The organism is Micromonospora globbae (assembly GCF_003610785.1).
Classification (GTDB): Bacteria; Actinomycetota; Actinomycetes; order Mycobacteriales; family Micromonosporaceae; genus Micromonospora; species Micromonospora globbae.
On the sequence record NZ_RAQQ01000001.1, the window covers coordinates 125,400 to 150,261 of the forward strand.

At 74.9% G+C, this 24,862-nt stretch carries 21 protein-coding genes; 6 read left to right on the forward strand and 15 right to left on the reverse strand.

Annotated features, from left to right (window positions below; genetic code table 11):
- Nucleotide 1: 1 nt before the first annotated feature.
- From D7I43_RS00550 to D7I43_RS00565, 4 genes are read right to left on the reverse strand one after another with little or no spacing between them, the layout of a single operon-like run.
- Nucleotides 2–1,549, reverse strand: coding sequence for a long-chain-fatty-acid--CoA ligase (locus D7I43_RS00550; RefSeq protein ID WP_120326349.1), 1,548 nt, complete (start codon nt 1,547–1,549; stop codon nt 2–4).
- Nucleotides 1,546–2,010 carry a MaoC family dehydratase gene (locus D7I43_RS00555; RefSeq protein WP_120326350.1) on the reverse strand — a complete coding sequence of 155 codons (465 nt, stop codon included), beginning with the start codon at nt 2,008–2,010 and terminating at the stop codon, nt 1,546–1,548. Before D7I43_RS00555 ends, D7I43_RS00550 begins: the two co-directional genes overlap by 4 nt.
- Nucleotides 2,007–3,179: an acyl-CoA dehydrogenase family protein gene (locus tag D7I43_RS00560; protein WP_120326351.1), complete on the reverse strand. Its 1,173-nt coding sequence runs from the start codon at nt 3,177–3,179 to the stop codon at nt 2,007–2,009. Before D7I43_RS00560 ends, D7I43_RS00555 begins: the two co-directional genes overlap by 4 nt.
- Nucleotides 3,180–3,215: 36 nt before the next feature.
- Entirely contained in the window at nt 3,216–4,364 is a 1,149-nt protein-coding gene (locus tag D7I43_RS00565; RefSeq protein WP_120326352.1) for an acyl-CoA dehydrogenase family protein, read from the reverse strand.
- 209 nt (nt 4,365–4,573) lie between these two features.
- Here D7I43_RS00565 and D7I43_RS00570 point away from each other — a divergent pair, with 209 nt between their 5' ends.
- From D7I43_RS00570 to D7I43_RS00585, 4 genes are all read left to right on the forward strand, one after another.
- The gene (locus tag D7I43_RS00570; protein ID WP_120326353.1) at nt 4,574–5,239 is read left to right on the forward strand and encodes a TetR/AcrR family transcriptional regulator; all 666 of its coding nucleotides are present in this window, start codon (nt 4,574–4,576) and stop codon (nt 5,237–5,239) included.
- A gap of 46 nt (nt 5,240–5,285) precedes the next feature.
- The gene (locus tag D7I43_RS00575; RefSeq protein ID WP_120326354.1) at nt 5,286–6,704 is read left to right on the forward strand and encodes an aldehyde dehydrogenase family protein; all 1,419 of its coding nucleotides are present in this window, start codon (nt 5,286–5,288) and stop codon (nt 6,702–6,704) included.
- Complete coding sequence (locus D7I43_RS00580; RefSeq protein ID WP_120326355.1) at nt 6,701–7,774, forward strand: alcohol dehydrogenase catalytic domain-containing protein; 1,074 nt, start codon at nt 6,701–6,703, stop codon at nt 7,772–7,774. Before D7I43_RS00575 ends, D7I43_RS00580 begins: the two co-directional genes overlap by 4 nt.
- Before the next feature lie 147 nt (nt 7,775–7,921).
- Entirely contained in the window at nt 7,922–8,719 is a 798-nt protein-coding gene (locus tag D7I43_RS00585; protein WP_120326356.1) for an inositol monophosphatase family protein, read from the forward strand.
- Here the strand turns inward: D7I43_RS00585 and D7I43_RS00590 are convergent.
- From D7I43_RS00590 to D7I43_RS00635, 10 genes are all read right to left on the reverse strand, one after another.
- Nucleotides 8,691–11,498, reverse strand: coding sequence for a helix-turn-helix transcriptional regulator (locus D7I43_RS00590; RefSeq protein WP_120326357.1), 2,808 nt, complete (start codon nt 11,496–11,498; stop codon nt 8,691–8,693). The genes D7I43_RS00585 and D7I43_RS00590 overlap by 29 nt on opposite strands.
- 49 nt (nt 11,499–11,547) lie before the next feature.
- Nucleotides 11,548–12,159: a TetR/AcrR family transcriptional regulator gene (locus D7I43_RS00595; protein ID WP_120326358.1), complete on the reverse strand. Its 612-nt coding sequence runs from the start codon at nt 12,157–12,159 to the stop codon at nt 11,548–11,550.
- 90 nt (nt 12,160–12,249) lie between these two features.
- Complete coding sequence (locus tag D7I43_RS00600; RefSeq protein WP_120326359.1) at nt 12,250–12,570, reverse strand: SDR family NAD(P)-dependent oxidoreductase; 321 nt, start codon at nt 12,568–12,570, stop codon at nt 12,250–12,252.
- Between the two features lie 145 nt (nt 12,571–12,715).
- Nucleotides 12,716–14,002, reverse strand: a complete 1,287-nt coding sequence (locus D7I43_RS00605) for an ABC transporter substrate-binding protein (RefSeq protein WP_120326360.1) — start codon at nt 14,000–14,002, stop codon at nt 12,716–12,718.
- A gap of 77 nt (nt 14,003–14,079) precedes the next feature.
- Complete coding sequence (locus tag D7I43_RS00610; RefSeq protein ID WP_120326361.1) at nt 14,080–15,195, reverse strand: branched-chain amino acid ABC transporter permease; 1,116 nt, start codon at nt 15,193–15,195, stop codon at nt 14,080–14,082.
- A complete protein-coding gene (locus D7I43_RS00615) occupies nt 15,192–16,070 on the reverse strand; it encodes a branched-chain amino acid ABC transporter permease (RefSeq protein ID WP_120326362.1) in 879 nt (292 codons plus the stop codon). The genes D7I43_RS00610 and D7I43_RS00615 overlap by 4 nt, the downstream gene beginning before the upstream one ends.
- 20 nt (nt 16,071–16,090) lie before the next feature.
- Complete coding sequence (locus D7I43_RS00620; RefSeq protein ID WP_192902034.1) at nt 16,091–16,816, reverse strand: ABC transporter ATP-binding protein; 726 nt, start codon at nt 16,814–16,816, stop codon at nt 16,091–16,093.
- Nucleotides 16,817–16,972: 156 nt separating this feature from the next.
- Nucleotides 16,973–17,758 carry an ABC transporter ATP-binding protein gene (locus D7I43_RS00625; protein ID WP_120326364.1) on the reverse strand — a complete coding sequence of 262 codons (786 nt, stop codon included), beginning with the start codon at nt 17,756–17,758 and terminating at the stop codon, nt 16,973–16,975.
- 145 nt (nt 17,759–17,903) lie between these two features.
- Entirely contained in the window at nt 17,904–18,806 is a 903-nt protein-coding gene (locus D7I43_RS00630) for an alpha/beta hydrolase family protein (RefSeq protein WP_120326365.1), read from the reverse strand.
- Between the two features lie 133 nt (nt 18,807–18,939).
- The gene (locus D7I43_RS00635) at nt 18,940–19,674 is read right to left on the reverse strand and encodes a YqjF family protein (protein ID WP_120326366.1); all 735 of its coding nucleotides are present in this window, start codon (nt 19,672–19,674) and stop codon (nt 18,940–18,942) included.
- A 244-nt stretch (nt 19,675–19,918) separates the two neighbouring features.
- Between D7I43_RS00635 and D7I43_RS00640 the strand changes: the two genes are divergently transcribed.
- Nucleotides 19,919–21,097 carry a low temperature requirement protein A gene (locus D7I43_RS00640; RefSeq protein WP_120326367.1) on the forward strand — a complete coding sequence of 393 codons (1,179 nt, stop codon included), beginning with the start codon at nt 19,919–19,921 and terminating at the stop codon, nt 21,095–21,097.
- Between the two features lie 9 nt (nt 21,098–21,106).
- Here the strand turns inward: D7I43_RS00640 and D7I43_RS00645 are convergent, their stop codons facing one another.
- Nucleotides 21,107–22,300, reverse strand: coding sequence for a low temperature requirement protein A (locus D7I43_RS00645; protein ID WP_120326368.1), 1,194 nt, complete (start codon nt 22,298–22,300; stop codon nt 21,107–21,109).
- 194 nt (nt 22,301–22,494) lie between these two features.
- Here D7I43_RS00645 and D7I43_RS00650 point away from each other — a divergent pair, with 194 nt between their 5' ends.
- Complete coding sequence (locus tag D7I43_RS00650) at nt 22,495–24,861, forward strand: galactose-binding domain-containing protein (RefSeq protein ID WP_120326369.1); 2,367 nt, start codon at nt 22,495–22,497, stop codon at nt 24,859–24,861.
- The last annotated feature ends 1 nt before the right edge of the window (nt 24,862 follow it).

Consider the following 24,862-nt stretch of genomic DNA (forward strand, 5'->3'; position numbering starts at 1 on the left):
TCTATGCGGGCGGGGCGGGGGCCAGGGCGCGGCGGAGTTCCCGCTTGAGCACCTTGTGGCTGGGACCGATCGGCAGCGCGTCGACGTACCGGACCTGGCGCGGGTACTTGTGCCGGCCGAGGTGCTCCCGCGCCCAGTCGATCAGCTCCTGCTCGCTCGGCACGTCCGCCGCCGGGTCGGGCACCACGACGGCGCAGACCTCCTCGCCGTGGCGCGGGTCGGGCAGGCCGATCACCGCCACCTGGCCGACGGCCGGGTGCCGGGCGAGGGCCTCCTCCACCTCGCGCGGGTACACGTTGAAGCCGCCCCGGATGATCAGATCCTTCTTCCGGTCGACGATCGTGACGAACCCGTCGGCGTCCTTGCGGCCGAGGTCGCCGCTGCGGAACCACCCGTCCACCATGGCCTCGGCCGTGGCCTCGGGCCGGCCCAGGTAGCCGGCGAAGACGTTGTGACCCCGGATGACGATCTCGCCGAGTTCGCCGGCCGGGAGCAGCTCGATCCGGTCGTCCACGTCGGCGCGGGCGATCTCCACCTCGACACCCCAGATCGGGTGCCCGATGGTGCCGGCGCGCGTGCCGAAGTGCGGCTGGTTCGTGGTCGCCACCGGGGAGGTCTCCGACAGCCCGTACCCCTCGTAGACCGTCGTGTCGAACGCGGCGTGGAAGCGTTCCAGCACGGCCACCGGCAGCGACGCGCCGCCGGAGATGCACAGCCGCAGCCGGGGCAGCTCGCCGCGGCCGCGGGCCGCCTCCAGCAGCGCCACGTACATGGTGGGTACGCCGTGGAAGACGGTCACGCCCTCGCGCAGCATCACGTCGATGGCCTCCGGACCGGTGAACCGGGCCAGCAGCACCAGCGTCGCGCCGATGCGGAACGTGCCGTTCATCGCCACGGTCTGGCCGAAGCTGTGGAACAGCGGCAGGCAGCCGAGCACCACGTCGCTGCTGCGCGAGTCGTTGGCGTCGAAGACGTTGACGGTCGCGTTCATGACGAGGTTGACGTGGGTGAGGACGGCGCCCTTGGGCACCCCGGTGGTGCCGCTCGTGTAGAGGATCACCGCGGGATCCTCGGCCTGCCGCGTGACGTACGACGGCAGTGGCGGCACGGTCTCGCCGGCGTCCTCGAGGCGGGGCGCCGGAGCGCCCGGCACGGCCGGACCGACCGTCACGAGTCGTACGCCGGCCGCCTGCGCCGCCGCGGCGCCGAGGGCGAGCTGCGAGGTGTGGCAGACCAGCACGCTCGACCCGCTGTCGCGCAGCACGTGCGCGGCCTCGTCCGGGGTGAGCAGCAGGTGCACGGGCACCAGCACCGCGCCGGCGGCGAGCGTGCCGTAGTAGACGCGGGGGAAGTCGGCCACGTTCGGGGCGAGCAGGGCCACCGCGTCGCCCGGGGCGACGCCGAGCTCGCGCAGCCCGGCGGCGTAGCTGCGCGCCTCCAGCCACAGTTCGGCGTACGTCACCCGGATGTCGCCGTCGACGACGGCGACGGTGTCGGCGTGCCGGCGGGCCGACTCGGCCAGGATCATGGCCAGCGACAGCGCGGTCATCGGGACACCTCCCGGTACAGGCGGCTGACGGTCTCGGCGACGCAGACCGGTTTGCCGCCCGCGTCGCTCTCCACGGTGACCGCCGCGACCACCTGGACGCCGCCGTCGACCGGGGAGACGTCGGCGAGCGTGGCGCTGGCCCGTACCCTGCTGCCGACCCGCACCGGCGCGGGGAAGCGCACCCGGTTGAGGCCGTAGTTGACCCCCATGCCGACGCCCCCGACCCGCCAGAGCCCGCCGACCAGGGCCGGCAGGAGCGACAGGGTGAGGTAGCCGTGCGCGACGGTGCCGCCGAACGGGCCGGCGGCGGCGCGCTCCGGGTCGACGTGGATCCACTGGTGGTCGTCGGTGGCGTCGGCGAACAGGTCGACCCGCTTCTGGTCGATCGGCAGCCACGGGCCGGGGCCCAGGGTCTCGCCGACCGCGCCGGCCAGCTCGTCGACGGAGGCGAACGTCCTCATGCCAGGTGCCCTCCCAGCTTGGTGTAGCCGCGCAGCAGGTCGCGGGAGATGATGAGCCGCTGCATCTCGTCGGTGCCCTCGAAGATCCGGTAGAGCCGGACCTGCCGGTACCACCGCTCGATCGGCAGCTCGCGGGTGTAGCCCATGCCGCCGTGGATCTGCAGGACCCGGTCGACGACGCGGTTGACCATGCCGGCGCCGTAGAGCTTCGCCATCGACGACGCGTGCCGCGGGTCCATGCCCTGGTCGACCGTCCAGGCGGCACGCAGGATGAGCCACCGGGCCGCCTCCAGCTCGGTCTCCGAGTCGGCGATCATCCACTGGATCGCCTGGTTCTCCCCGATCGGCCGGCCGAACGTCTCGCGGGTGTTGGCGTACGCGATGGCCATCCCGAGCGCGCGCTCGGCGATGCCGACGGCGTGCGACGGGATGGTGTAGCGACCCTTGCCGATCCACTCCATCCCGAGCGCGAAGCCCTGCCCCAGCTCGCCGAGGATGTTCCGCTCGGGCACCCGCACGTCGTCGAAGACCAGCGACGCCGGGCCGCCCTCGCCCATCGTCGGGATGAACTCCGAGCGCCACCCCATGTCCCGGTCCACGAGGAACGCGGTCGCGCCGCCGCGGCGGGCGCCCTTCTCCGGGTCGGTGACGGCGATGACGATGGCGAAGTCCGCCTCGTTGCCGCCCGTGATGAAGGTCTTCTCGCCGTTGAGCACCCAGTCACCGCCGTCGCGGCGCGCGCTGAGCCGGATGTTCGCGGCGTCCGAACCGGCGCCCGGCTCGGTGATGGCGAAGCAGCTCGACCGCTCGCCCTCGATGGTCGGCAGCAGGTATTCCCGCTTCTGCTCCTCGTTGCAGTAGAAGAGGATGTTGTCGGCCTCGCCGCCGAAGCGGAACGGCACGAACGAGCGGCCGATCTCGGTCCAGATCAGCGACTGGGTGACGGCCGGCAGGTCCATGCCGCCGTACTCCTCCGGCGTCGCGAGGCCCCAGAAGCCGAACTTGCGCGCCTTGAGCTGCAGCTCGCGCAGCTCCCCGCGGTCGAGGCCGGGCCGGTGCGCGCGCTCCCGCCGCAGCAGCTCCTGCTCCAGCGGCATGACCTCCCGGGCGATGAAGTCGCGGGCCGTGTCGCGGATGGCCCGCTGCTCGTCGGATAGCGCGAAGTCCATGGTTCCTCCGGGTGGTGGGTGGGGGCTTCCCCCTCGTCAGAAGGCGCTCACGCCGGTGAGCGCGCGGCCGATGAGGAGCTGTTGGATCTGGCTGGTGCCCTCGTAGAGGGTGGTGACGCGGGCGTCGCGGAGGTACCTGCCGACCGGGTACTCGTCGATGTAGCCGTACCCGCCGAAGACCTGCACGGCGTTGTTGGCGGCGCGCACGGCGGCCTCGCTGGCGAAGAGCTTGGCCATGGACGCCTCCGTGGCGTAGGGCTCGCCGCGGTCGAGGAGGTCGGCCACCTGCCAGACGAGCAGCCGCGCCGCGGCCGTGTCGACCGCGATGGCGGCGATCATCTGCTGCACGAGCTGGTGGCCGGCGATGGGCTTGCCGAACTGGGTGCGCTGCGCGGCGTACGCGACGGCGGCGTCCAGGCAGCCCTGGGCGATGCCGACGCAGCCGGCGGCGACCGACATCCGCCCCTTGGCGAGGGTGGCCATCGCCAGCCGGAAGCCCCCGCCCTCCTCGCCGAGGCGCGCGGAGTCGGGCACCCGTACGCCGTCGAAGCGCAGCTCACCGGTGGCCTGGCCGCGCAGGCCGAGCTTGCCGTGGATCTCCCGCCGGGCCAGCCCGGGGCTGTCGGTGGGCACGAGGAACGCCGTGATGCCCCGGTGACCGGGCTCGCCGGTGCGGGCGAAGACCAGCGCCAGGTCGGCCGTGGTGCCGTTGGTGATGAACGTCTTCGTGCCGGTGAGCAGCCAGTCGCCGCCGTCGCGGACGGCACGGGTCGCCAGCGCGGCGGCGTCCGATCCGCTGTCGGGCTCGGTGAGCGCGAAGCAGCCCAGGGCCGCTCCCGAGCAGAGCCGCGGCAGCCAGTGGGCCCGTTGCTCGGCCGAGCCGTGCCGGGCGATCGACGCGGCGACCAGGCCGAGCGAGACGGAGACGATGCCCCGGACGGCCGAGTCGCCCCGACCCAGTTCCTCGAGCACCAGGCAGTACGTCAGGTGGTCGCCGCCGGAGCCGCCGTCGGACTCGGGGATGGTCAGGCCGAGGAAACCGAGGTCGCCGAGGAGCCCGACGATCGCCGGGTCGACCGACTCGCGCCGGTCCCACTCCGCCGCGTGCGGCCGCACCTCCCGGTCGACGAACTCGGCGGCGAGCCGGCGGACCGCCGCCTGTTCCGCGGAGAGACCCAGGTCCATGGAGATAAACTAGCGGTGCAAGTTAAATGAAGTCCAGACCCGCTGTGGCAGAGTTTCCGGCGGACCACCGGGCAGCCCGCCGACCTCGCGGACCGGCGGGACGGGCCCCGGCGGGGCACCGACCCGGCGACCGGCCGGCGGGGCACCGCCCAGGTGGCCGCCGACGGCGACACCGCGCCGGTCACCGTCACCGAGGGAAGGAGGACCGGATGCCCCGGCCGCGGCAGGCGCTGCTCAGCCGGCAGCGGATCGTCGAGGCCGCCGCCGCGCTGATCGACGCCGAGGGGCTGGAGGCCTTCTCGACCCGGCGGCTCGCCGCCGAACTCGGGGTACGTGGCCCCTCCCTCTACAACCACTTCGCCACCAAGGACGAGATCCTCGACGCGGTGGCCGACAGCATCACGGCGCAGGTGGACGTGTCGTTCTTCGGCCGGGTCGACTGGCGGGAGGCGCTACGCCGGTGGGGGCACTCGTACCGGGCCGCGCTCGCCGCGCACCCGCACATCGTGCCGTACCTGGCCCGCGGCCCGGGGCGCCGGCCGGCGGCGCTCGCCATGGCGGACGCCGTCTACGGCGGCCTGGTCGACGCCGGCTGGCCGCCGGCGCGGGCCACCCACATCGGGGCGCTCATGCGCTACTTCGTGGCCGGGTCCGCGCTGGGGTCGTTCGCCCGCGGGTTCGTGGAGGACCCCGGCCTGTACGCCGAGCAGTACCCGCACCTCACGCAGGCGCACCGCCTCGCCGAGCACCAGCAGCAGGTGGACGAGGGCGCGTTCGCGCTCGGCCTCGACGCGCTCATCGACGGACTGTCGCGCACGTACGAGCGCCAGGTCGGGCCGCTGCCACCCCTCCCGCCGCCCGCGGAGGCGTACTAGGGTCCAAACTTGCAGCGCTAGTTTGGCGACGTACGTGAGGGGCGCCATGGATCTCGCACGGACCGACTTCTATCTCGACGGCCGCTGGGTCACCGCCTCCGGCGGCGAGACGATCCCGGTGCACAACCCCGCGACGGAGGAGGTCATCGCGGCCGTGCCGGCCGGCACGGCCGCCGACGTCGACCGGGCCGTGGCCGCCGCCCGGGCCGCCTTCGACGGCTGGGCCGCCACCCCACCGGCCGAGCGTGCCGCGCACCTGGACCGGCTGCACGCCGCCCTCTCGGCGCGGGCCGACGAGATCGCCCGCACCGTGGCCCTGGAGCTGGGCGCGCCGCTGAAGCTCGCCACCCGCGTCCAGGCGGCCCTCCCGCTCACCGTGCTGCACAGCTACGTCGAGCTGGCCGCGCACCCGGCCACCGAGGAGACGGTCGGCAACTCCACCGTCGTCCGCGAGCCGGTCGGCGTCGTCGGTGCCATCACGCCGTGGAACTACCCGCTGCACCAGGTGGTCGCGAAGCTCGCCCCCGCCCTCGCGGCCGGCTGCACGGTGGTGCTCAAGCCGAGCGAACTCACCCCGCTGGTGTCGTACCTGCTCTTCGACGCGATCCACGAGGCCGGCCTCCCGCCGGGCGTGGTCAACCTGGTCACCGGCACCGGCCCGGTGGTCGGCGAGGCCATCGCCGCGCATCCGGACGTCGACATGGTCTCCTTCACCGGCTCGACGGCGACCGGCCGGCGGATCTCGCACCTCGCGGCGGACCGGATCGCCCGGGTGGCGCTCGAACTCGGCGGCAAGTCGGCGAACGTGGTCCTCGACGACGCCGACCTGCTCACCGCCGTGAAGGTCGGAGTCGGCAACGCGTTCCTCAACTCCGGTCAGACCTGCACCGCCTGGACCCGCATGCTCGTCCACCGCTCCCGGTACGACGAGGCGCTGGAGCTGGCCGCCAAGGTCGCCGCGGGCTACCGGCTCGGGGACCCGTTCGACCCGGCGACCCGGCTCGGCCCGCTCGTGTCCGCCGCGCAGCGGGAGCGGGTGCGTGGCCACGTCACCCGCGGCCTCGCCGACGGCGGCCGGTTGGTCGCCGGCGGTCCGGACGCCCCGGTGCCGGACCGGGGCTGGTACGTGGCGCCCACCGTGATCGCCGACGTCGACCCGGACAGCGCCCTGGCGCAGGAGGAGGTCTTCGGCCCGGTGCTCGCCGTGATCCCGGTGGACGACGACGACCACGCGGTGGCGGTGGCGAACAACTCCCGGTACGGCCTGGCCGGCGCGGTCTGGTCGGCGGACGAGGAACGCGCGGTGCGGGTGGCCCGGCGGATGCGCACCGGCGCCGTGGACGTCAACGGCGCGCCGTTCAACCCGCTCGCGCCGTTCGGCGGCTACAAGCAGTCCGGGATCGGCCGGGAGCTGGGCCGCCACGGGCTCGCCGAGTTCCTCCAGACCAAGTCGATCCAGCGGTGAGGGCGCTCGTCGTCCGCGGGGTGGGTGAGCGGCCGCGGGTCGAGGAGGTCGTTCTGCCCGCCCCGGGGCCGGACGAGGTCCGCGTGGCGGTCCGCGCCGCCGGGGTGTGCCACTCCGACCTGTCCATGGTGAACGGGACGCTCGCCGCGCCGTACCCGCTGGTGCTCGGGCACGAGGCGGCCGGCGTGGCCGTCGAGGTGGGCGCGGACGTCACCCGGGTGCGGCCGGGCGACCACGTGGTGCTGAACTGGGCGCCGCCCTGCCGGCGGTGCTGGTTCTGCGGGCACGGCGAGCCCTGGCTCTGCGAGCGGGGCGGGGCGCCCGCCGCGGCCCGGGGCGCGACGGCGGCCGGGGAACCCCTGCACGTGACGCTGGGCCTCGGCGCCCTGGCGCAGGAGGTGGTGGTGCCCCAGGCGGCGGTGATCCCGGTCCCGGCCGAGCTGCCGTTCGAGGCCGCGGCGCTGCTCGGCTGTGCGGTGCTCACCGGGGTCGGCGCGGTCCGCCGTACGGCGCGGGTGGCCGCTGGCGAGTCGGTCGTGGTGATCGGCCTGGGCGGCGTCGGCCTGGCGGTGGTGGGCGCGGCCCGGGCGGCCGGCGCTGACCCCGTGCTGGCCGTCGACGTCTCCCCCGCCAAGGCGGAGCTGGCGCTCGCGGCCGGCGCCACCGAGTTCCTGCTCTCCGGCGACTCGCTGAGCAGGGCGGTCCGCGAACGGACCGGGGGCCGGGGCGCCGACCACGCGGTCGAGTGCGTGGGCCGGGGCGGGACCATCCGCGCCGCGTGGCGGGCCGCCCGGCGGGGCGGGACGGTCACCGTGGTGGGCATGGGCGCCAAGGACGACGTCGTCCCGCTCGGCGCGCTGGAGATCTTCCACTCGGCCCGTACGCTGCTCGCCTCGGTCTACGGCTCGTCCGACCCGGACCGCGACGTGCCCGAACTGGCCCGGTCGGTGCTCGACGGCTCGCTCGACCTCGCCCCGCTGATCACCGACCGCACCGGTCTGGACGGCGCCACGGCGGCCCTGGACCGGATGGCGCGCGGCGAGGGCGCGCGCACGGTCGTGGTGCCCTGAGCCGGCCGTAGACGACCACGCGGGACGGCGGGCCCGGACGGGCGACCGGCACGCGGACGGGCCGGGGCCCCGGCGACCGGGCCGGTCCCGGCCGACGTGTGGTCGGGCCGGCGCTCGCGCCCCGTCCCATCCCGATACGCTCCGCAGATGATCAACTCTTGGACGGACCTCGACGACGCCGGGGTCGCGGTCGCCGCGGCGCGCGCCGGCGCGGACGTCGTCCGCAGCATGTACGGCCAGCGGCTGAGCCGCGTCGACAAGGGCGGCGGCGACTTCGCCACGGCCGCCGACGTGGCCGCGGAGCAGAGGATCGTCGAGGTCATCCGCGCCGCCCGGCCCGGGGACGCGGTGCTCGGCGAGGAGGGCGGCCGGCAGGGCGCGGCCGACGCGGCGCGCCGGTGGTTGGTGGATCCCCTGTGCGGCACGCTGAACTACGCCGTCGGCACCATGCTGGTGGCCGTCAACGTGACCCTGCCCGGCCGGGCCGCGGCGGTCGCCGACCCGTTCGCCGACGAGGTCTTCGTCACCGACGGCACGGCCGCCTGGCTGCGCCGCGACGGCGTCGACACACCGCTCGCGCCGTCGGCCGCCACCCGGCTGGTGGACGTCAACCTCGATCCGCCGTTCCCGGGCGCGCCCGCCTTCCGTGCCGTCGACCTGCTGGCCCACCCGGGGTTTGCGCGGTGGTTCCGACCCCGGGTCGTGTCGACGACGCTCGCGTTGGCCTGGGTCGCGGCGGGCCGGCGCGCCGCGTACGTCACCGACGGCGACGACCTGTCCGACAGCGTGCACTTCGCCGCCGGCATCGCGCTGTGCCGGGCCGCCGGGTGCGTGGTCACCGGCCTCGACGGCACCCCGGCCGGGCCGGGGGTCCGCGGCCTCGTGGCGGCCGGCGACGCCGAGACGCACGGCCGGCTCATGTCCCTGATCCAGGACCGGCGCTGACGCGCGTCCCGGCGGCGCTTCGGGCCCCGACCGGCACGTCCTGGTCCAGCGCCCGGGCGAGCTGGGTGCGCGACCGGATGCCGAGCCGGTGGAAGATGTTGCGCAGGTGGTGGTCGACGGTCCGGGTGGAGAGGAACATCCGGGCGGCGACCTCGCGGTTGGTGGCCCCCTCGGCGACCAGGCGGGCGATCCGCAGCTGCTGACCGGTGAGCAGCCGCGCGGCGGCCGGGTCGGGCGCGGCGACCGACTCCCCGGCCGCGCGCAGTTCGGCGGTGGCCTGGTCGGCCCAGGCGGTCGCGCCGAGCAGCGTGAACGTCTCCCACGCGTCGTGCAGGTGGTCCCGGGCGTCCCGGCGTCGGCGCGCCCGCCGCAGCTCACGGCCGAAGAGCAGGGCGGTGCGGGCGCGTTCGAAGGCGTCCGCGTCGGCCGGGTGCAGCCGCAACGCGTCGCGGAACCGTTCCTCGGCCTCGGCGCTGCCGCGGGGGGCGAGCAGCGCGTGGCAGCGGGCCGACAGCGCGCGCCGGGACGGGCTGGCCGTGCTGCTGGCCCAGCGGTCGAAGACCGCGAGCGCGGCGGCCGCCGCCGGCCGGTGCGGCAGGTGGGCGGCGGCCTCCACGAGGTACGGGGTGGCCATCACCTGCACGAGGACCTGCCCCCGGCCGGTGGCGGGGCGGGCCAGCTCGGCGAGCCGGGTCGCTGCGGCGGCGTGCCGGCCGGCGGTCAGGTCGAGCACCGCGAGCGCCCACTGTGCCAGCGCCCGGGGCCGGCGGTGCGGCGCCGGCTCGTCGCGGATCTCGCGTAGCCGCCGCAGGCAGGTCTCCCGGTCGGCGCGTACCGCCGCGAGCACCGCGAGCAGCCCCAGGTGCACGTCGGCCGCGTTGACCTGTCCGGTGGCGCGCGCGACGCGCAGCCCCTCCCGGCAGCTCTCCGCCGCCGCCCGGTGCCGGCCCAGCCAGTACTCGGCCGTGGCCCGCAGCTCCAGCGCGCGGGGCAGTGCGGCGAGGTCGTGCGTGTCGCGGGCCAGCTCGACGGCGCGCTCGGCGAGACGGTGGGCCGCGCCGTCCACGGCCACCAGCAGGCCGGCCGACGCCGCCCAGGTCAGCGCGGCCGGCGTGAGCGCCTGCCCGGTGAGCTGGCCGCCGCGCACGACGACGCGGCGCAGGGCGGGACCGGCCTGTTCCAGGTCGCCCCGCAGCGTGGCGCCCACCCCGGCGAGGTAGGTGCTGGTCAGCTCGGTCGCGGGCGGATCTCCGGGGCGGGCGAGGGCGCGGGCCCGCCGGGCGAGGTCGGCGTAGCGGTACTGCTCGCCGGAGAAGCAGAGCACCTCGCCGGCCCGCGCCAGCGCGGTGAGCGCCAGCGCGCGGTCGGTGCCGGCCAGCGCGTCCGCCGCGGCGAGCAGCGCCCGCATGGCCGCCGGGGTCCGGCCACCGCGCAGTTCCATCTCGCCGCGGAGCAGGTCGGCCCGCCCGGCGACGGCCGGCGGCACCGGCCCGAGGCCGGCCAGCAGCAGCCGGGCCCGCCGGGCGTCGCCCGCACCCCAGGCGTACGCGGCGGCGCCGACCCGTCGCCGCGCGGCGCACACGGGGTCGTCGCTCAGCTCGGCGGCGCGCTCCAGGGCGGCGGACGCGCGGAGTCCGCCGTCGTGGCCGGCGGCCCGCTCCAGTTCGGTGGCGAGCCCCGGTTCGGGGCCGGCGGCGGCCGCCGCGAGGTGCAGTGCCCGGCCGAGCCGGTGGGCGGGGTCGTCCAGCACCCCGGCGAGGCGCCGGTGCGCGGCCCGGCGCGCGGCCAGCGGGGCGGCGTCCGCCACCACGGCCCGGGCGGCGGGGTGCGGGAACGTGACGCGGTGCGCCGCGACCCGGACCAGCCCGGCCAGCTCGGCGGGGGCGAGCGCGGCGATCGAGGTGCCGCTGGCGAGCGCGGCGCGGACGAGGGTGTCCGGCGCGCCGTCCTCGTCGAGCGCGGCGAGCAGGAGCACCCGCCGGGTGTCGCCGGGCAGTTCGTCGAGGCGGGACCGGTAGGCCCGTCCGAGCGCGCCGTCGGGCGGCGGGGCGTCCGGCGGCGGTTCGTCACCCCGGCACTGGGCGGGGCTGAGCCGGCCGGCGAGGTCGACGAGGGCCTGCGGGTTCCCGCGGGCGGCCGCGGCGAGCGCCGCGGCCACCGGAGGGATCGGCGGCTCGGGCAGCCGGTCGGCGAGGAGGGCGGCGCTCTCCCGCTCGGTCAGGGGGCCCAGCCGGTAGGTCGGCAGGCCGGCGGGGGGCGTGGCGGTCGTCGTGAGGATGACGGCGACCCGCTGCCGACGCAGCCGCCGGGCCACGAACGCGAGCGTCTCGGCGGTCGCGCGATCACCCCGGTCGACGTCGTCCACGGTGCACAGCAGCGGACGCTCCCGCGCCGCGGCGGCGAGCAGCCCCAGGACGGCCAGGCAGAGCGCGAGCCGGTGCTCGGGCGGGCAGCCCGCGCCGGCCAGTGCCCGGCGCAGCAGGTGCGCCTGCCGGCCCGGGAGGTCGCCGGCCCGGTCCAGCACGGGGTCGAGGAGGCGTTGCAGCCCGGCGTACGGCAGGGCCGCCTCCTCCGCGAGACCGGCCGCGGCGATGGCGGCGCATCCGTCGGCGTGCCGGTGGGCGTGGTCGAGCAGCGCGGTACGGCCCGATCCCGGCTCGCCGTGGAACACCAGCGCGCCGCCGCCGTCGGCCAAATCGCCGAGGAGCCGGCGGATCGCCCCGCACTCCTCATCCCGGCCCGGCAGCGCGGTTATTTGCACTGTTGATGCACTAACCATGCATCGAGTGTCACCTATGCGTAACGGGTTGGAAAGAGGCCGGGATGGCTCAGTGCTCGGCGACCTGGGCCAGCAGGGCGCCCACGGTGCGGGCCATCACGGCGCGGGCCGAGGCGGCGCTGAGCCCCAGGCCGTCGCGGAGCATGGACCAGGCCGGCCACATGCTCGCCGCCACGATCGCGTCGACCAGCTGCTTGCGCCCCCGGCCGGCCCGGGCCAGCTCGGCGGCGAAGAGGGTCTCGACCTCGTCGCGCACCCGGGCGATGTGCATGAGGCGGTTGCGGTGCAACTGCTCCGACACGGGCTCCCGCATCTGCGCCGCCCGCGCCGACGGCGCGATGAGCTGGAGCAGCCGGGCCCGCTGCCGGCAGTACGCCTCGATCCGCCTCGTCAGCGGCAACGCCGGCGAGATCGGCCGGTAGGCCTCGTCCTGCCGGCGGAGCACCTCCGCCCCGCTGGCCTCGAAGAGGGTCTCCATGTCCTTGAAGTTGGTCCAGAGCGTCCGCAGCGAGATCCCGGCCCGCTCGGCGATCCGCTCCCCGGTCGGCCGCAGGTCGCCCTCGGCGATGAGCGCGAGGTGCGCGTCGACGATCGCCGCACGGGTCCGTTCCGAGCGCAGCGTCCGCCCGTCGACCCGGCCCGGCGCGGCCGTCCCGCCCATCGGCTCCCGTCCCCTCACCACCGCCGCGACCCACCCGGCGACACCGGCGAGTCTAGACGCGCCATGATCAGCGGGTTCACGGCGGCGCACTCACCCATCGCCGCCCCGCTCACGATGCGGCTCCGCGCGGGCGCGCGCGCCGTGCGGCCCCGTCTTCACCACCCCCGGGGCGACCGCGTTCACGCGGACCGCCGGTGCGAGCGCCCTCGTCGGCCCGGCCGCCACCATCTCCGCGTACGCGGGGCCGCCCAGCGCGTCGACCGCCTCGGCGAGCGCCTCGGGACGCCGGGCGGTCAGGCCGACGCGGGCGCCCTCGGCCACCGGTCGCCGCGCGATGGCGGGGCCGATGCCGCGACTGGCACCGGTGGCGAGCGCGACCCGGCCGGCCAGCCGACGGGAATCTGCATCCACAGTGCAGATAGTAGGAGCCGCGTCCCGTACGGTCAACGACCACCGTGGATGCCGGCCGCACGCACCGCGGCCCGCCGGGCCGGGAGACGGGCAGGGCGGGGCCCGGTCACGGCGGGTCGCGCCGTGACCGGGCCCGGTCGTCGGGTCAGGAGCCCGTCGGCACCCCGTTCGCGGGCGGCGCGACGGCCGGGGCGGTGTACTCGTTCACCGGCCCGTCACCCTCGTCGGTCTCGTACGCCGGCCCGAAGTAGCTCTGCACTCCCCCGCTCACCCGGGTCAGCCGCTCCCCTCCGTAGCCGGAGTGGTCGGTGGCGGAGAAGCGCAGCGGGGCGAGCCCGGGGCCCTGGAAGCCGCCCTTCTCCACCGCCTCGACGATGGACTCCCGGGTGAGGTCCTTGCCCGCGGCGAGCAGCGCCTGCACGAACAGGTAGCCGACCGCCATCCCGTAGACGGTGTTGCCGTTGAACCCCGCGTTCCCGTTGTACTCCTTGTTGATCCGGGTGAAGAGCTGGATCCACGGGTTGGCGGTGTCGTTCTGCATCGGCAGGTAGTTGACCCCGATCATGCCCTCCAGCAGCGGGGCGGCGTCACCGAGCTGCTTCGTCAGGGTCGCGTGGTCGGCGCCCACGTTGGAGACCAGCCACTGGGGCCGGAAGCCGAGCTTGGCGGCGGTGCCGATGGACAGCGCCGTGAAGCCGGGCACCGTGGCGAGGACGACGACCTGGCACCCGGCCGCCTTGAACGCGCCGATCTGCGGTCCCACGTTGGTGTTGCTGGTGACGTAGGTCTGCTTGACGGCCACCGCGCCGGCGCCGAGGATCTTCTCCACGCCGAGGAGGCTGTCCCGGCCGAAGTCGTCGTCCTGGCCGAGGAAGCAGACCTTCCGCCCGGCCAGGTTGGTCTTGATGTGGTGCGCCAGGATCTTGCCCTCGACGGTGTAGTCGGGGTTGAAGCCGAACGTCCCCGGATACTTGTCCGGCTGGTCCCAGCTGCGGCTGCCGGAGGCGACGAAGAGGTCGGGCACCCGGTTGGTCTTCAGGAAGTCGAGCACGCCCGTGTGCGTCGGCGTGCCGAGCCCGTTGAGGATCGCGAAGACCTTGTCCTGGAGGACCAGCTGGCGCACCACCTGCTGGGTGTTCGCCGGGTTGTAGCCGTCGTCCATGATCTTGTAGGTGATCTTGCGGCCGTGCACACCGCCGTTGGCGTTGACGTAGTCGAAGTACGCCTTGGTCGCCGGCGCGATCTCCGAGTAGCCGGCGGCGGCCGGGCCGGTGAGCGGCATGTGGGTGCCGACCACGATCTCGGTGTCGGTGACGCCGGGCACGTTCGCGCGCCCGGAGCCGGAGCCGCCGTCGTCGCCGCACGCGGCGGTGGCGGCGAGCAGAGCGATGGTGCTGGCGATCGCGAGACCGCGTCGTGCCATCCGGTGCATGGGAACACCGACCTTTCTCGCTGGGGGTTTGGTGGTGGGGGTGGGGCGCCCGGCCCGGGGGAAGGCCGGACCAGGAGCTAGGACCGGCGGGCCCGCCAGCGGGCGAGCACCGCGCGGCCGAGCCGGGACAGCAGGCCCTGCACGCCGCCGGGCGCGACGATCATGACGACGATCAGGGTGGTCCCGAAGATCGCCAGCGGGAGGTTCCCCTCCAGCCGCTGCGCCGCGGCCGGCGAGAGGGTGAACAGCTCGGTCACCGAGTGGCTGAGGTCGGGCAGGGCGACCAGCAGGACGGCGCCCCACACCGCCCCGGCCAGCCGCCCGAGCCCGCCGATCACCACGGCCATGAGCAGGAAGAGCGACAGGGTCATCGAGAACGCGCCGGGTGACACGCTCTGCGCCAGCACCGCGAGCAGCGCGCCGCCCAGGCCGGCGGTCGCGGCGCTGACCACGAAGGCGAGGACCTGGGTGCGGGCGACGTGGATGCCGGCGAGCCGGGCGGCCACCTCGTCGTCGCGCACCGCCCGGAACGTGCGGCCGTAGCGGCTGCCTACCAGGTTCGCGAGGAGCACCAGGGCGAGCAGGGTGGCCGCGCCGGCGACCCAGAGCTGCCACCGCTCGTAGGGGAAGTACGGGCCGAGCGCCAGCGGGGGTGGCTCGACCGGCACCGACAGCCCCTGCTCGCCGTTGAAGACGCCGTCGAAGGTGACCGCCAGCGCCGGCACCACGATGGCGACGGCCAGCGTGACCCCGGCCAGGTACGGGCCGCGCAACCGGGCGGCGGCCACGCCGACGACGGCGCCGACCGCGACCGTGGCGACGACCGCCGCGGCCAGCGAGACGGGCAGCAGCCAGCCGCCGGTGAGCCCCCGGTCGTAGAACGCGTTCTGGCAGAGGGCGACCGTGTAGGCGCCGGTGGCCATCAGCGCGCCGTGCCCCAGCGAGAGCTGGCCGTTGAGCCCGGTGAGCACGGTCAGCCCCGCGACGGCGCAGAGGTAGGCGGCCACCGTGGCGAGCTGGAAGTTGCGGAAGGGCTCGACGGCATAGCTCACCCCGACCAGGAGCAGCCCGGCGACCACCGCCACGGCGAGGTGACGCAGCAGCGTGCCGCCGCGACGGCGCGGCGCGCCCGGCCGTCCGGCGGCGCCGACGGGGGACTCCTGGGGCGGCGCGACCGCCCGGGTGGCGCTCACACCCGCCTCGCCGCGACCGTCGAGAAGAGCCCGCCGGGGCGCACCAGCAGCACCGCCAGCAGCAGGACCAGCACCGCGAGCGGGGTGAGGTCGCTGCCGGCGTAGCCGCTGACGTACGAGAGCAGCAGGCCGACCGCCAGACCGCCCACCACCGCCCCTGGTGGACTGTCCAACCCGCCGACCACCGCCGCGGTGAACGCCGAGACGAACACGAGATCCATGGCGTGCGGGTGCAGGCCCAGCTCGGTCGGGATGACCAGCATGGCGGCCAGCGCGCCGACGCCGGAGGCGAGCGCCCACCCGAGGGTGAGCATCCCGCCGACGTTCACCCCGAGCAGGCGCGACACCTCGGGGGCGAACGCCGCCGCGCGCATCCGCAGGCCGACCGCGGTCCGGGCGAAGATCCAGGCGAGCGCGCTGACGACCACCCCGACCGCGGCGAAGACGAACAGGTCGTACGGGGAGAGCACCGTGAGCCCGCCCACCGTGAACGCGCTGCGGGAGAAGGGCACCTCGGCGGGCCGGAACTGGCTGCCGTAGATCATGCCGAGCACGGCCTGGATCAGCAGCACCAGCTCGAGCGCGACGATCACCGGGTTGAGCGGCGACGCGTGGTTCACGTGGCGCATCACCACCCGGTCGACCACGGCGCCGAGCAGCAGCCCGGCGGCGAGGGCCGCCAGGAAGCCCAGCCAGTAGGAGCCGGTCGCCGCGGTGACGCTGTAGGCGACGTACGCGGCGGCGACGGCCATCGCCCCCTGGGCGAAGTTGACGACGCGCGCGGCACGCCAGATCAGCACCAGCGCGAGCGCGAACGCGGCATAGACCGCTCCCCGGGACAGGCCGTCCAGGGTGAGGAAGATGAGGCGGTCCACGGTGCTCCCTCCGGGGATGGTCAGAAACCGAGGTAGGCGTGCCGCAGGTCGGCGTCGTCGCGCAGCTCGGCCGCCGGGGCGGTGGCGGCCACCCGCCCCAGGGACATCACCACGCCCTGGTCGGCGACCGAGAGCGCGCTGCGCACGTTCTGCTCGACCAGCAGCACCGCGAGGCCCGTCCGGTCGCGCAACTGCCGCAGCAGAGCCATGATCTGGGCGACCACCCGGGGCGCGAGGCCCAGCGACGGCTCGTCGAGCAGCAGCAGCCGGGGCCGACCGACCAGCGCCCGGCCGAGCGCGAGCATCTGCCGCTCGCCGCCGGAGAGCTGATGGCCGAGGTGCCGCCGGCGGCGGGCCAGCGGCTCGAAGAGCTGGTAGACCTCGTCGAGCGCCCGGGCGGCGTCGGCCCGGTCACGCCGCCACAGCCCGCCGAGGCGCAGGTTCTCGTCCACGCTGAGTTCGCCGATCACCCCGCGTCCCTCCGGCACGTGCGCCATGCCCCGCCGCACGAGCTGCTCCACCGGCGTACCGCGCAGGTCCTCCCCGGCCAGCTCGATCCGGCCGGCGAGGGGGCGCAGCATGCCCGAGACGGCGCGCAGCAGGGTCGTCTTGCCGGCGCCGTTGGCCCCGACCACCGCCGAGATCGAGCCGGGCGCGACGGTGAGGTCGACGTCGTGCAGCACCGGCGCGGCACCGTAGCCCGCCGAGAGGCCGCGGACCACGAGCAGCCCACCCAATTCGCTCATGCCGCCGCCTCCCTCCGGTCGGCGACGGCACGAGACTCAACCGCACTCCACCCGATGATTCGCTCGCACCGCTCGCTCATGCCGCCGCCTCCCTCCGGTCGGCGACGGCACGAGACTCAACCGCACTCCACCCGATGATTCGCTCGCACCGCTCGCTCATGCCGCCGCCTCGTCGACCTCGGCGCCGAGGTACGCGTCGGTGACGGCCGGGTCGTCGCGGACGTCGTCGGGCGTGCCGGCGGCGATCACCCTGCCGAAGTCCAGCACCACGATCTCGTCGCAGACCGCCATCACCAGGTCCATGTGGTGCTCGACCAGCAGGACCGCGCACGGGTCGGTCTCGCGGCGCGGCAACCGCCGAATCAGCTCGGCCAGCTCGGCGATGTCCTCGGCGCCGAGGCCGCCGGCGGGTTCGTCGAGCAGAAGCAACCGGGGCCGGGCGGCGAGCGCGCGGGCCAGGGCGACCCGCTGGCGTACGGCGAACGGGAGCGTGCCCGGCGCGGCGTCGGCGTGCCCGGCGATGCCCAGCCCGTCCAGGACGTCGAGGGCCTCGCGCCGCAACCGCTCCTCGTCCCGGTCGCTGCGGGGCAGCCCGAGCAGCGCCGGAAGGAAACCGGCCCGTGCGGTGTGCGTGGCGCCGGCCATCACGTTCTCCAGCACGGTGAGCCCCGCGAAGAGCCCGGTGCCCTGCAGCGTCCGGGCGATGCCCAGCCGCGTCAAGCGGTGCGGCCGGGGCCGCAGCGGCCGGCCGTCCAGGGTGAGCGAACCCGAGTCCGGCGTGATGAAGCCGCAGATCACGTTGAACAGGGTGGTCTTGCCGGCGCCGTTCGGGCCGATCACACCCACGACCCGGCCGGGAGGCACCCGCAGCGAGACGTCGTCGAGGGCGGTGAGGCCTCCGAAACGCACCCCGATGTGGTGCAGTGCGAGCCCTTGCTCCATCACCGGTCCCTCGGGTCGTGGCGGAGTTATTTACACTCGCAGTGTACGTTTCTCGGATTCCGCGTCAATACCTTCGATGTCTCGGCTCGGGCACGACGGCGCAGGGTGGGGCGGCCGCGACTGCGGCCGCCCCACCCGTCGGCGGTCAGGCGCTCGGGCAGGTGTTGCGGTACTCCTCGATCGCCAGCCCGCTGGGGCCGGGGCAGAGGAACTGCTCGTAGCGGGTGTCGTTGTCGACGAAGCGCTTCAACCAGGCGACCATCTGCCGGGCGGTGGGCGTGTTGACCGTCTGCGGGAAGAAGTGGCTGGCGTTGTTGAGCTCCAGGTACGCCTTCTCCGCCGAGGCCGGGATGCTCGTGTAGAACGGGATCGAGTGGCTGGCGACCGGGGCCACGGTGTCCGACTCGCCGCCGATGATGAGCGTCGGCACCTGGAGCGTGTTCCAGGTCTTGTCCGTGTTCCACGGCGCGAGCGGCACGGCGGCCTGCAACGAGGGGCGCAGCGCGGCCGCCTCCAGGCTGCCGCCGCCGCCCATCGAGTGGCCGGCCACGGCGAGCCGGCTGCCGTCGATCCGGCCGCGCACCGAACTCCGCTCCACCAGGTAGTCGAGCGCGGCCAGCAGTTGCCGGCCGCGGCTGTCCGGCTGGTCGAGCCGGGTGTTGGTCTCGATGCCGATCACCACGAAGCCGTGCGAGGCGACGCGCGGGCCGAGCCAGTCGATGCTGGACCACGAGGCCGTGAACCCCGGCGAGATGGCGATGGCCCCGAACGTGCCCTGGCTCGTGTCGGTCGGGTAGTAGATCACCCCGCCGCCGAAGCCGGTGACGCTCAGCGAGGAGACGGTCTGCGACGCCGTGGCGAAGGGGCCGCGGCTGGCCTCCAGCAGGGCGACCGTCGGGGCCGGGCCCCGCTCGTACGGGTTGTCGGCGGCCTGCGCGGCGCCCGGCGACGCGGCGAGCGCGCCGCCGGCGACCAGGACGGCGGCCGTCACCGCCCGTGCGACGCGGGTGAGACGTGGACGGGTACGGGTGGTGGTTGGTGTGGACACGTCGGGAACTCCCTAGCGGTGGGGGATGTATCGACGTGCATCAGTCTTCGGCGGATCGCGGGCGCCCCGCATCGGTGAAATCACCGGTCCCCGGCCCGACGGACCGGGCGCCTCCACGGGTCCGGGGTGGCGGTCAGCGCACGGTGGTGGGGGCGCCGAACCGCACCGGCACGCCCGGGGACCACAGGACGCTCACCGGCGCCGACGCCGACACGTCCAGACCGGCCGCGCCCACCAGGTGGTCGTCGAGGTGCACCAGCTCCGCCCGGTGCAGCGGCCAGCGCGGGTGGACGTTGGGCAGGTGCAGCGTGCGCCCGAACGCGCGGGTGTGCAGGCCCCAGCGGGCGGTGAGGAAGTGGTCGAGCGGGCTCGGCTCGGTGATCGCCTGGCCGACGCGTACGGTGAGCGCGCTGCGCGTTCCGCGAGGGCCGGGCCACCGCCGGCGGCAGGTGTAGGTGCACAGGTCACCGTCACGGCGCAGGCGCATCCGCGACCAGAGGTACGGCAGCCGCAGGCTGGCGCGCGCCGCGAGGACGGGCAGGAGCCGGGCCGCGTCGAGGGAGCGGAACACGACGGCCCGCCGGCCGGCGGTGTCGACGCTGTACACCCTCACGTTGGTCTCGCAGAACGTGCCCAGGTAGGGCAGGCCGGGGCCGGCGAGCGGGCCGAGCCGCACCATGCGGAACGCGACAAGACCGACGTACGTGCGGCCGTCGAGCACGTCCGGCCGGGTTCCGGGCGGCAGCAGCGGCGCCACCACCTCCGGGTCCACGGCCCAGTGCAGGAACGCGAGGTCCTGCCACCGCTGCACGAGAACCGGCCGGCGGACGGGCCGGACGGCCTCCGCCGTCACCGCCTCCGCGTCCATCCGGGCATTGTCGCCCGGTTCGTGGCCGGCGCCCCGCCGGGACCGGCCGGCGTGTCGGCCAGGCGATCCGCCCGGGCCGGCCGGCGTGTCGGCCAGGCGCTCCCTCCGGGTCGCCCGGACGGCGCGTCGACCCCCGCCCGGGTGGGCCCGGCCGTTTCCGGCGCGCCGCCGCCCGGGCCCTCGGTAGCGTGGCAGGTGGCCCGAGACCGGTCGCGGCGCCCGCGCACCAGAGGAGGCAGACGCGGTGACGTCGAGTCCGCTCCCCCGCATCCTGCGCCGGCGCGGCGAGCCCGAGCATCCGACCTTCCTGGAGCTCTTCTTCGACCTGGTCTACATCTTCATGCTCTCCCGGATCTCGGCCGGACTGGCCGACGACCTCACCGTCCCGGGCGTCACCACGGCCGCGATCCTGCTGGCGGCGGCCTGGTGGGTGTGGGTGCTGACCGCCTGGCTCACCGACCTGTTCAATCCGCGCCTGCCGATCATCCAGGCGACCGTCCTGGTGGTCATGTTCGGCGCCCTGCTGATGGCGATCGCCGTGCCGCACGCCTCCGACGACTACGCGTGGCTCTTCGTCGCGGCGTACTTCGCCATCCACGTCGCCCGTGACGTCGTGCTCATCCCCGGCACGCGAGTGAACCCCGCCATCCAGGCCCGCAGCATCCGCGTGTTCTTCTGGTTCGGCGTCACCGCCGCGCCGTGGGTGGCCGGAGCGTTCGTGGACGGGACGGCCCGGCTCGTCCTCTGGGGGCTCGCGGTCGCTGTCGACCTCGGCTCGGCGCGGATCGGCTGGCCGACGCCCCGGCTGGGCCGCACCGACCTGGCCAGCCAGATCTTCACCGGGTCGCACCTGTCCGAGCGGCACCGGGAGATCTACATCGTCGCGGTCGGCGAGCTGATCCTCTCCGTCGGCACCGGGCTCGCCGCCAGCGACTTCGAGGCGGCCCGGGTCGCGGCCAGCGCGGTCGCGTTCGCCGCGGGCGTCCTCCTCTTCCAGCTCTACTTCCACCGGGTGCGGCAGCTCCTGGCGCCGCGCACCGTCACGAGCGTGGAACGGGTGCGGCCCGGCACCGCCGCCTCGTACAGCCACCTCACGATGGTGGGCGGGGTGCTGCTCGTCTCGACCGGCGTCTCGCTCGTGATCGAGCGACCCCTCGGCGCCACCCCCGTCGCCTGGCTGCTGGTCCTCCTCGGTGGGCCGGCGTTGTTCCTGTTCGGGAGCTGCCTCTTCGACGCCGTGGTGACCGGCCGACCGCTGTGGTCACGGGCCCTGGGCGTGGTGCTGCTCGCCGCCCTCGCGCCGGCGGCGGCCCCGCTGCCGCCGCTGGCCGTCCTCCTGCTGGCGAACGTGGTGCTGCTGGTGATCCTCGTCGGCGAGACGGCCGCCCCGCGCTCGCGCATGGTCCGCGTCCCGACCGGTTGAGGCGGCCGGTCAGGCGTGCCCCGGCGGCGCCGGTACGCGGGCGTGCAGCCGGGTGCTCACCAGGTTCGCCGCGGCGATCATCGCGAGGATGCCCGTGGCGAGCAGCGCCACCATGACCGGCGGCAGCACGGCCGACGCCGGCGCCGCCGCGCCCAGCAGCACGAGGCCGGCGACCCGGGAGCGCGAGACCCGGCCGAACACGGTGTAGTCGAGCAGCCCGCGGCCGACCAGGAACAGCGCCGGCCCACCGAGGATGACCGCGGCCCAGGACGGCGGAGTGTCGCCGAACGGGCGCACCACGACGAGCTGGCTGGTGACGGCCGCGCCCCCGATGCCCGCCACCATGATCAGGTGGGTGACCGCGGCGGACTGGGTGAGCAGCGACGGGTTTCTCGAGCGGCCGATCGCCTCGGTCAGCAGCTCGCCGGCCCGGTAGATGTAGATCCGCCACATCAGCACCACCGTGGTGAACACCACCGCGAGGGCCCACCCGCGGTCCAGGGTGTAGGCGCCCTGCGTGTACGTCGTCCCGCTGACGAGGACCGCCACGCCGAGCGCGACGATGACGAACTGCCGGTACCGCTCGGCCACCCGCTCGCCGACGAGCCGCCACTCGGCGGCCTGGGAGCGTCCGAGCCGCGGCACCGGCCAGCCGAGCGTGGCCGCTGTGTACTCGACGGTGACGGCGAGCGCCCAGAGCACCAGCCGCGCCGTGCCGTGGACCAGCGCCCCGGCGATCCAGCCGACACCGGCGAGCGCCTCCCAGAAGGCGACCCGGCTGCTGCGGCGCGGCTCGGCCGTGTCCCGCGCGAACGACAGGTAGTACGCGCTGGATCCGAGATGGATGGCGAGGTAGGTGACCGCGAAGAGAAGGCCCCGCTGGCCGTACGCCTCGGGCACGGCGGCGGCGAGCAGCAGGCTGGCGGCGGCCACGCCGACGACCTGCACCTGCACCACCGGGCGGTTCAGGTCGATCGTGTCGGCCGCCCACGTGGTCAACGCCCAGACCAGGGTGAAGGCGAAGAGCAGCACCAGCGTCCGGGCCGTACCGGTCCAGGTCAGGTCGGCGGCGAGCGTCTTGGTGAGGGAGACCAGCGCGAAGACGTAGACCAGGTCGAAGAACAGTTCCATGAAGGCGGGGCGGCCCCGGTCCCGGCGGGCCGCGTGGGCCGCCTCGGCGCCACCCTCCGCCGCCATCGCCATCGCGTGTCACCCGGCCCCGCCGCACCGCCGTCTCCCCCGAGGCTACGGGTCGCGGCCCCCCACCACCCCTAGCATCGATTTCTTACAGGCACATGGCCAGGATCTTTCACGCATCGGTCGGAGTATTGCGACGACGTGTCAGCCACTGGCATGATTGCCGTCAATTCCCTCCTACCCCCGAAGGAGCGGTTGTCATGGCGCTCACCCGGCGCACCCTGATCGGCTCCGTGGCGGCGGGATCCGCACTCGCCGCTCTCCCGGAGCTGGCCGCACCCACCCCCGCCGTGGCGGCCAGCCCGCCCGGCGACGTCGTCGGCAAGATCACCGTCGGCTACCAGGGCTGGTTCAGCTGCCCGGGCGACGGCGCCCCGATCGGCGGCTGGTGGCACTGGAGCCGCGACCGCTTCCAGCCCCCGTCGCTGGCGAACACCACGATCGTCTCCTGGCCCGACATGCGGGAGTACGCGCACGGCTACACCACGGCGTACCCGAACCTCGGCAACGGCCAGCCGGCCCAGCTCTTCTCCTCCTACGACCAGCAGACCGTCGACACGCACTTCGGGTGGATGCAGGAGCACGGCTGCGACACCGCGGCGTTGCAGCGGTTCAACCCGTTCGGCGACGAGGGGCCGACCCGCGACGCCATGGCCGTGAAGGTGCGCGGCGCGGCGGAGCGGTTCGGCCGCAAGTTCTACATCATGTACGACGTCACGGGCTGGACGTCGATGCAGTCGCAGATCAAGCAGGACTGGACGACGAAGATGTCGGCGCACACCGCCTCACCGGCGTACGCCCGACAGAACGGCCGCCCCGTGGTGTGCGTCTGGGGCTTCGGCTTCAACGACGACGGGCGCCCGTTCGCGCCCGAACCCTGCCTCGACGTGGTCCAGTGGTTCAAGGCCCAGGGCTGCTACGTCATCGGCGGCGTGCCCACCTACTGGCGGGAGGGCATCAACGACTCCCGGCCCGGCTTCGGCGCCGTCTACCGCGCCTTCCACATGATCTCGCCGTGGATGGTGGGGCGCACCGGCACGCTCGACGGCCTGGACTGGTTCTACACCAACGTCAACGTGCCCGACCTCGCCGACTGCGCGGCGCACGGCATCGACTACCAGCCGTGCGTCATGCCCGGCGACCTGTCGGCCGGGCACCGCCGGCACGGCGACTTCTACTGGCGGCACCTCTACAACATGGTCCGCCTCGGCGCGCAGGGCCTCTACGTGTCGATGTTCGACGAGTTCAACGAGGGCAACCAGATCGCGAAGACCTCCGAGACGCAGGCGACCACACCGGCGGGCGCGGGCATCCGCGCCCTCGACGAGGACGGCACCGCCTGCTCGGCCGACTACTACCTGCGCATCACGGCGGACGGCGGTCGGATGCTCAAGGGGCAGCTCCCGCTCACCCCCGTCCGGCCCACGCCGCCGGTCCCCGGCGGCGGCCAGCCCCCGGGCGGCAACCTGGCCGCCGGCCGGCCGGCGACGGCGAGCAGCCAGAACGGGCCGTACGTCGCCGGCAACGCCGTCGACGGCGACCGGGGCAGCTACTGGGAGGCCGCGGCCAACGCGTTCCCCCAGTGGTGGCAGGTCGACCTCGGCGCGGCCCATCCGGTGAACCGCCTCGTGCTGGCCCTGCCCGCCGGGTGGGAGGCACGCACCCAGACGATCTCCGTGCAGGGCAGCGCCGACGGCGCCACCTTCACGACGGTCGCCGCACCGGCCGGCGTCCGGTTCGACCCGGCGACGGGCAACACCGCCACCCTCACGCTGCCGGCCACCTCGGTCCGCCACGTCCGGGTGACGATCACCGGGAACACGGCGTGGCCGGCGGCGCAGCTCGCGCACGTCGAGGTGTACGCGGCCACCGGCTCCACCACCCCGCCGACGCCGCCGACCGGCCTCACGGTGACCGGGCGCACCGCCACCAGCGTGTCGCTGTCCTGGAACGCTTCCACCGGCGGTGTGGCCGGCTACCAGGTCCGCCAGGGCGGGCAGACGGTCGCCTCGGTCAGCGGAACCGCCGCGACCGTCACCGGTTTGAGCCCAGCCACCACGTACACCTTCACGGTCGTGGCGGTCGACGCCGCCGCCACCCCGTCCGCGCCGTCCAACGCGGTCACCGTGACCACCGACGCCCCGCCGCGGACCGACCTGGCGCGGGGCCGGCCGACCGCGCAGAGCAGCCAGACCCAGACGTACGCGAGCGCGCACGTCGTCGACGGCGACCCGCACAGCTACTGGGAGAGCGCCAACGGCGCCTTCCCCCAGTGGGTGCAGGTCGACCTCGGCGCGACCGTCGCGATCGGCCGCGTCGTGCTCCGCCTGCCCCCGTCGCCCGCCTGGTCGGCCCGGACGCAGACCCTCTCGGTGCAGGGCAGCACGGACGGCGCCGGCTGGAGCACGATCGTCCCCTCCGCGGGCCGGCGCTTCGACCCGGCCGCCGGCAACGAGGTGACGCTGACGTTCGCGGCCACCTCGACCCGGTACGTGCGGATCCACGTCACCGGCAACACCGGATGGCCCGCCGGCCAGCTCTCCCAGCTCGAGGTCTACGCCTCCTGAC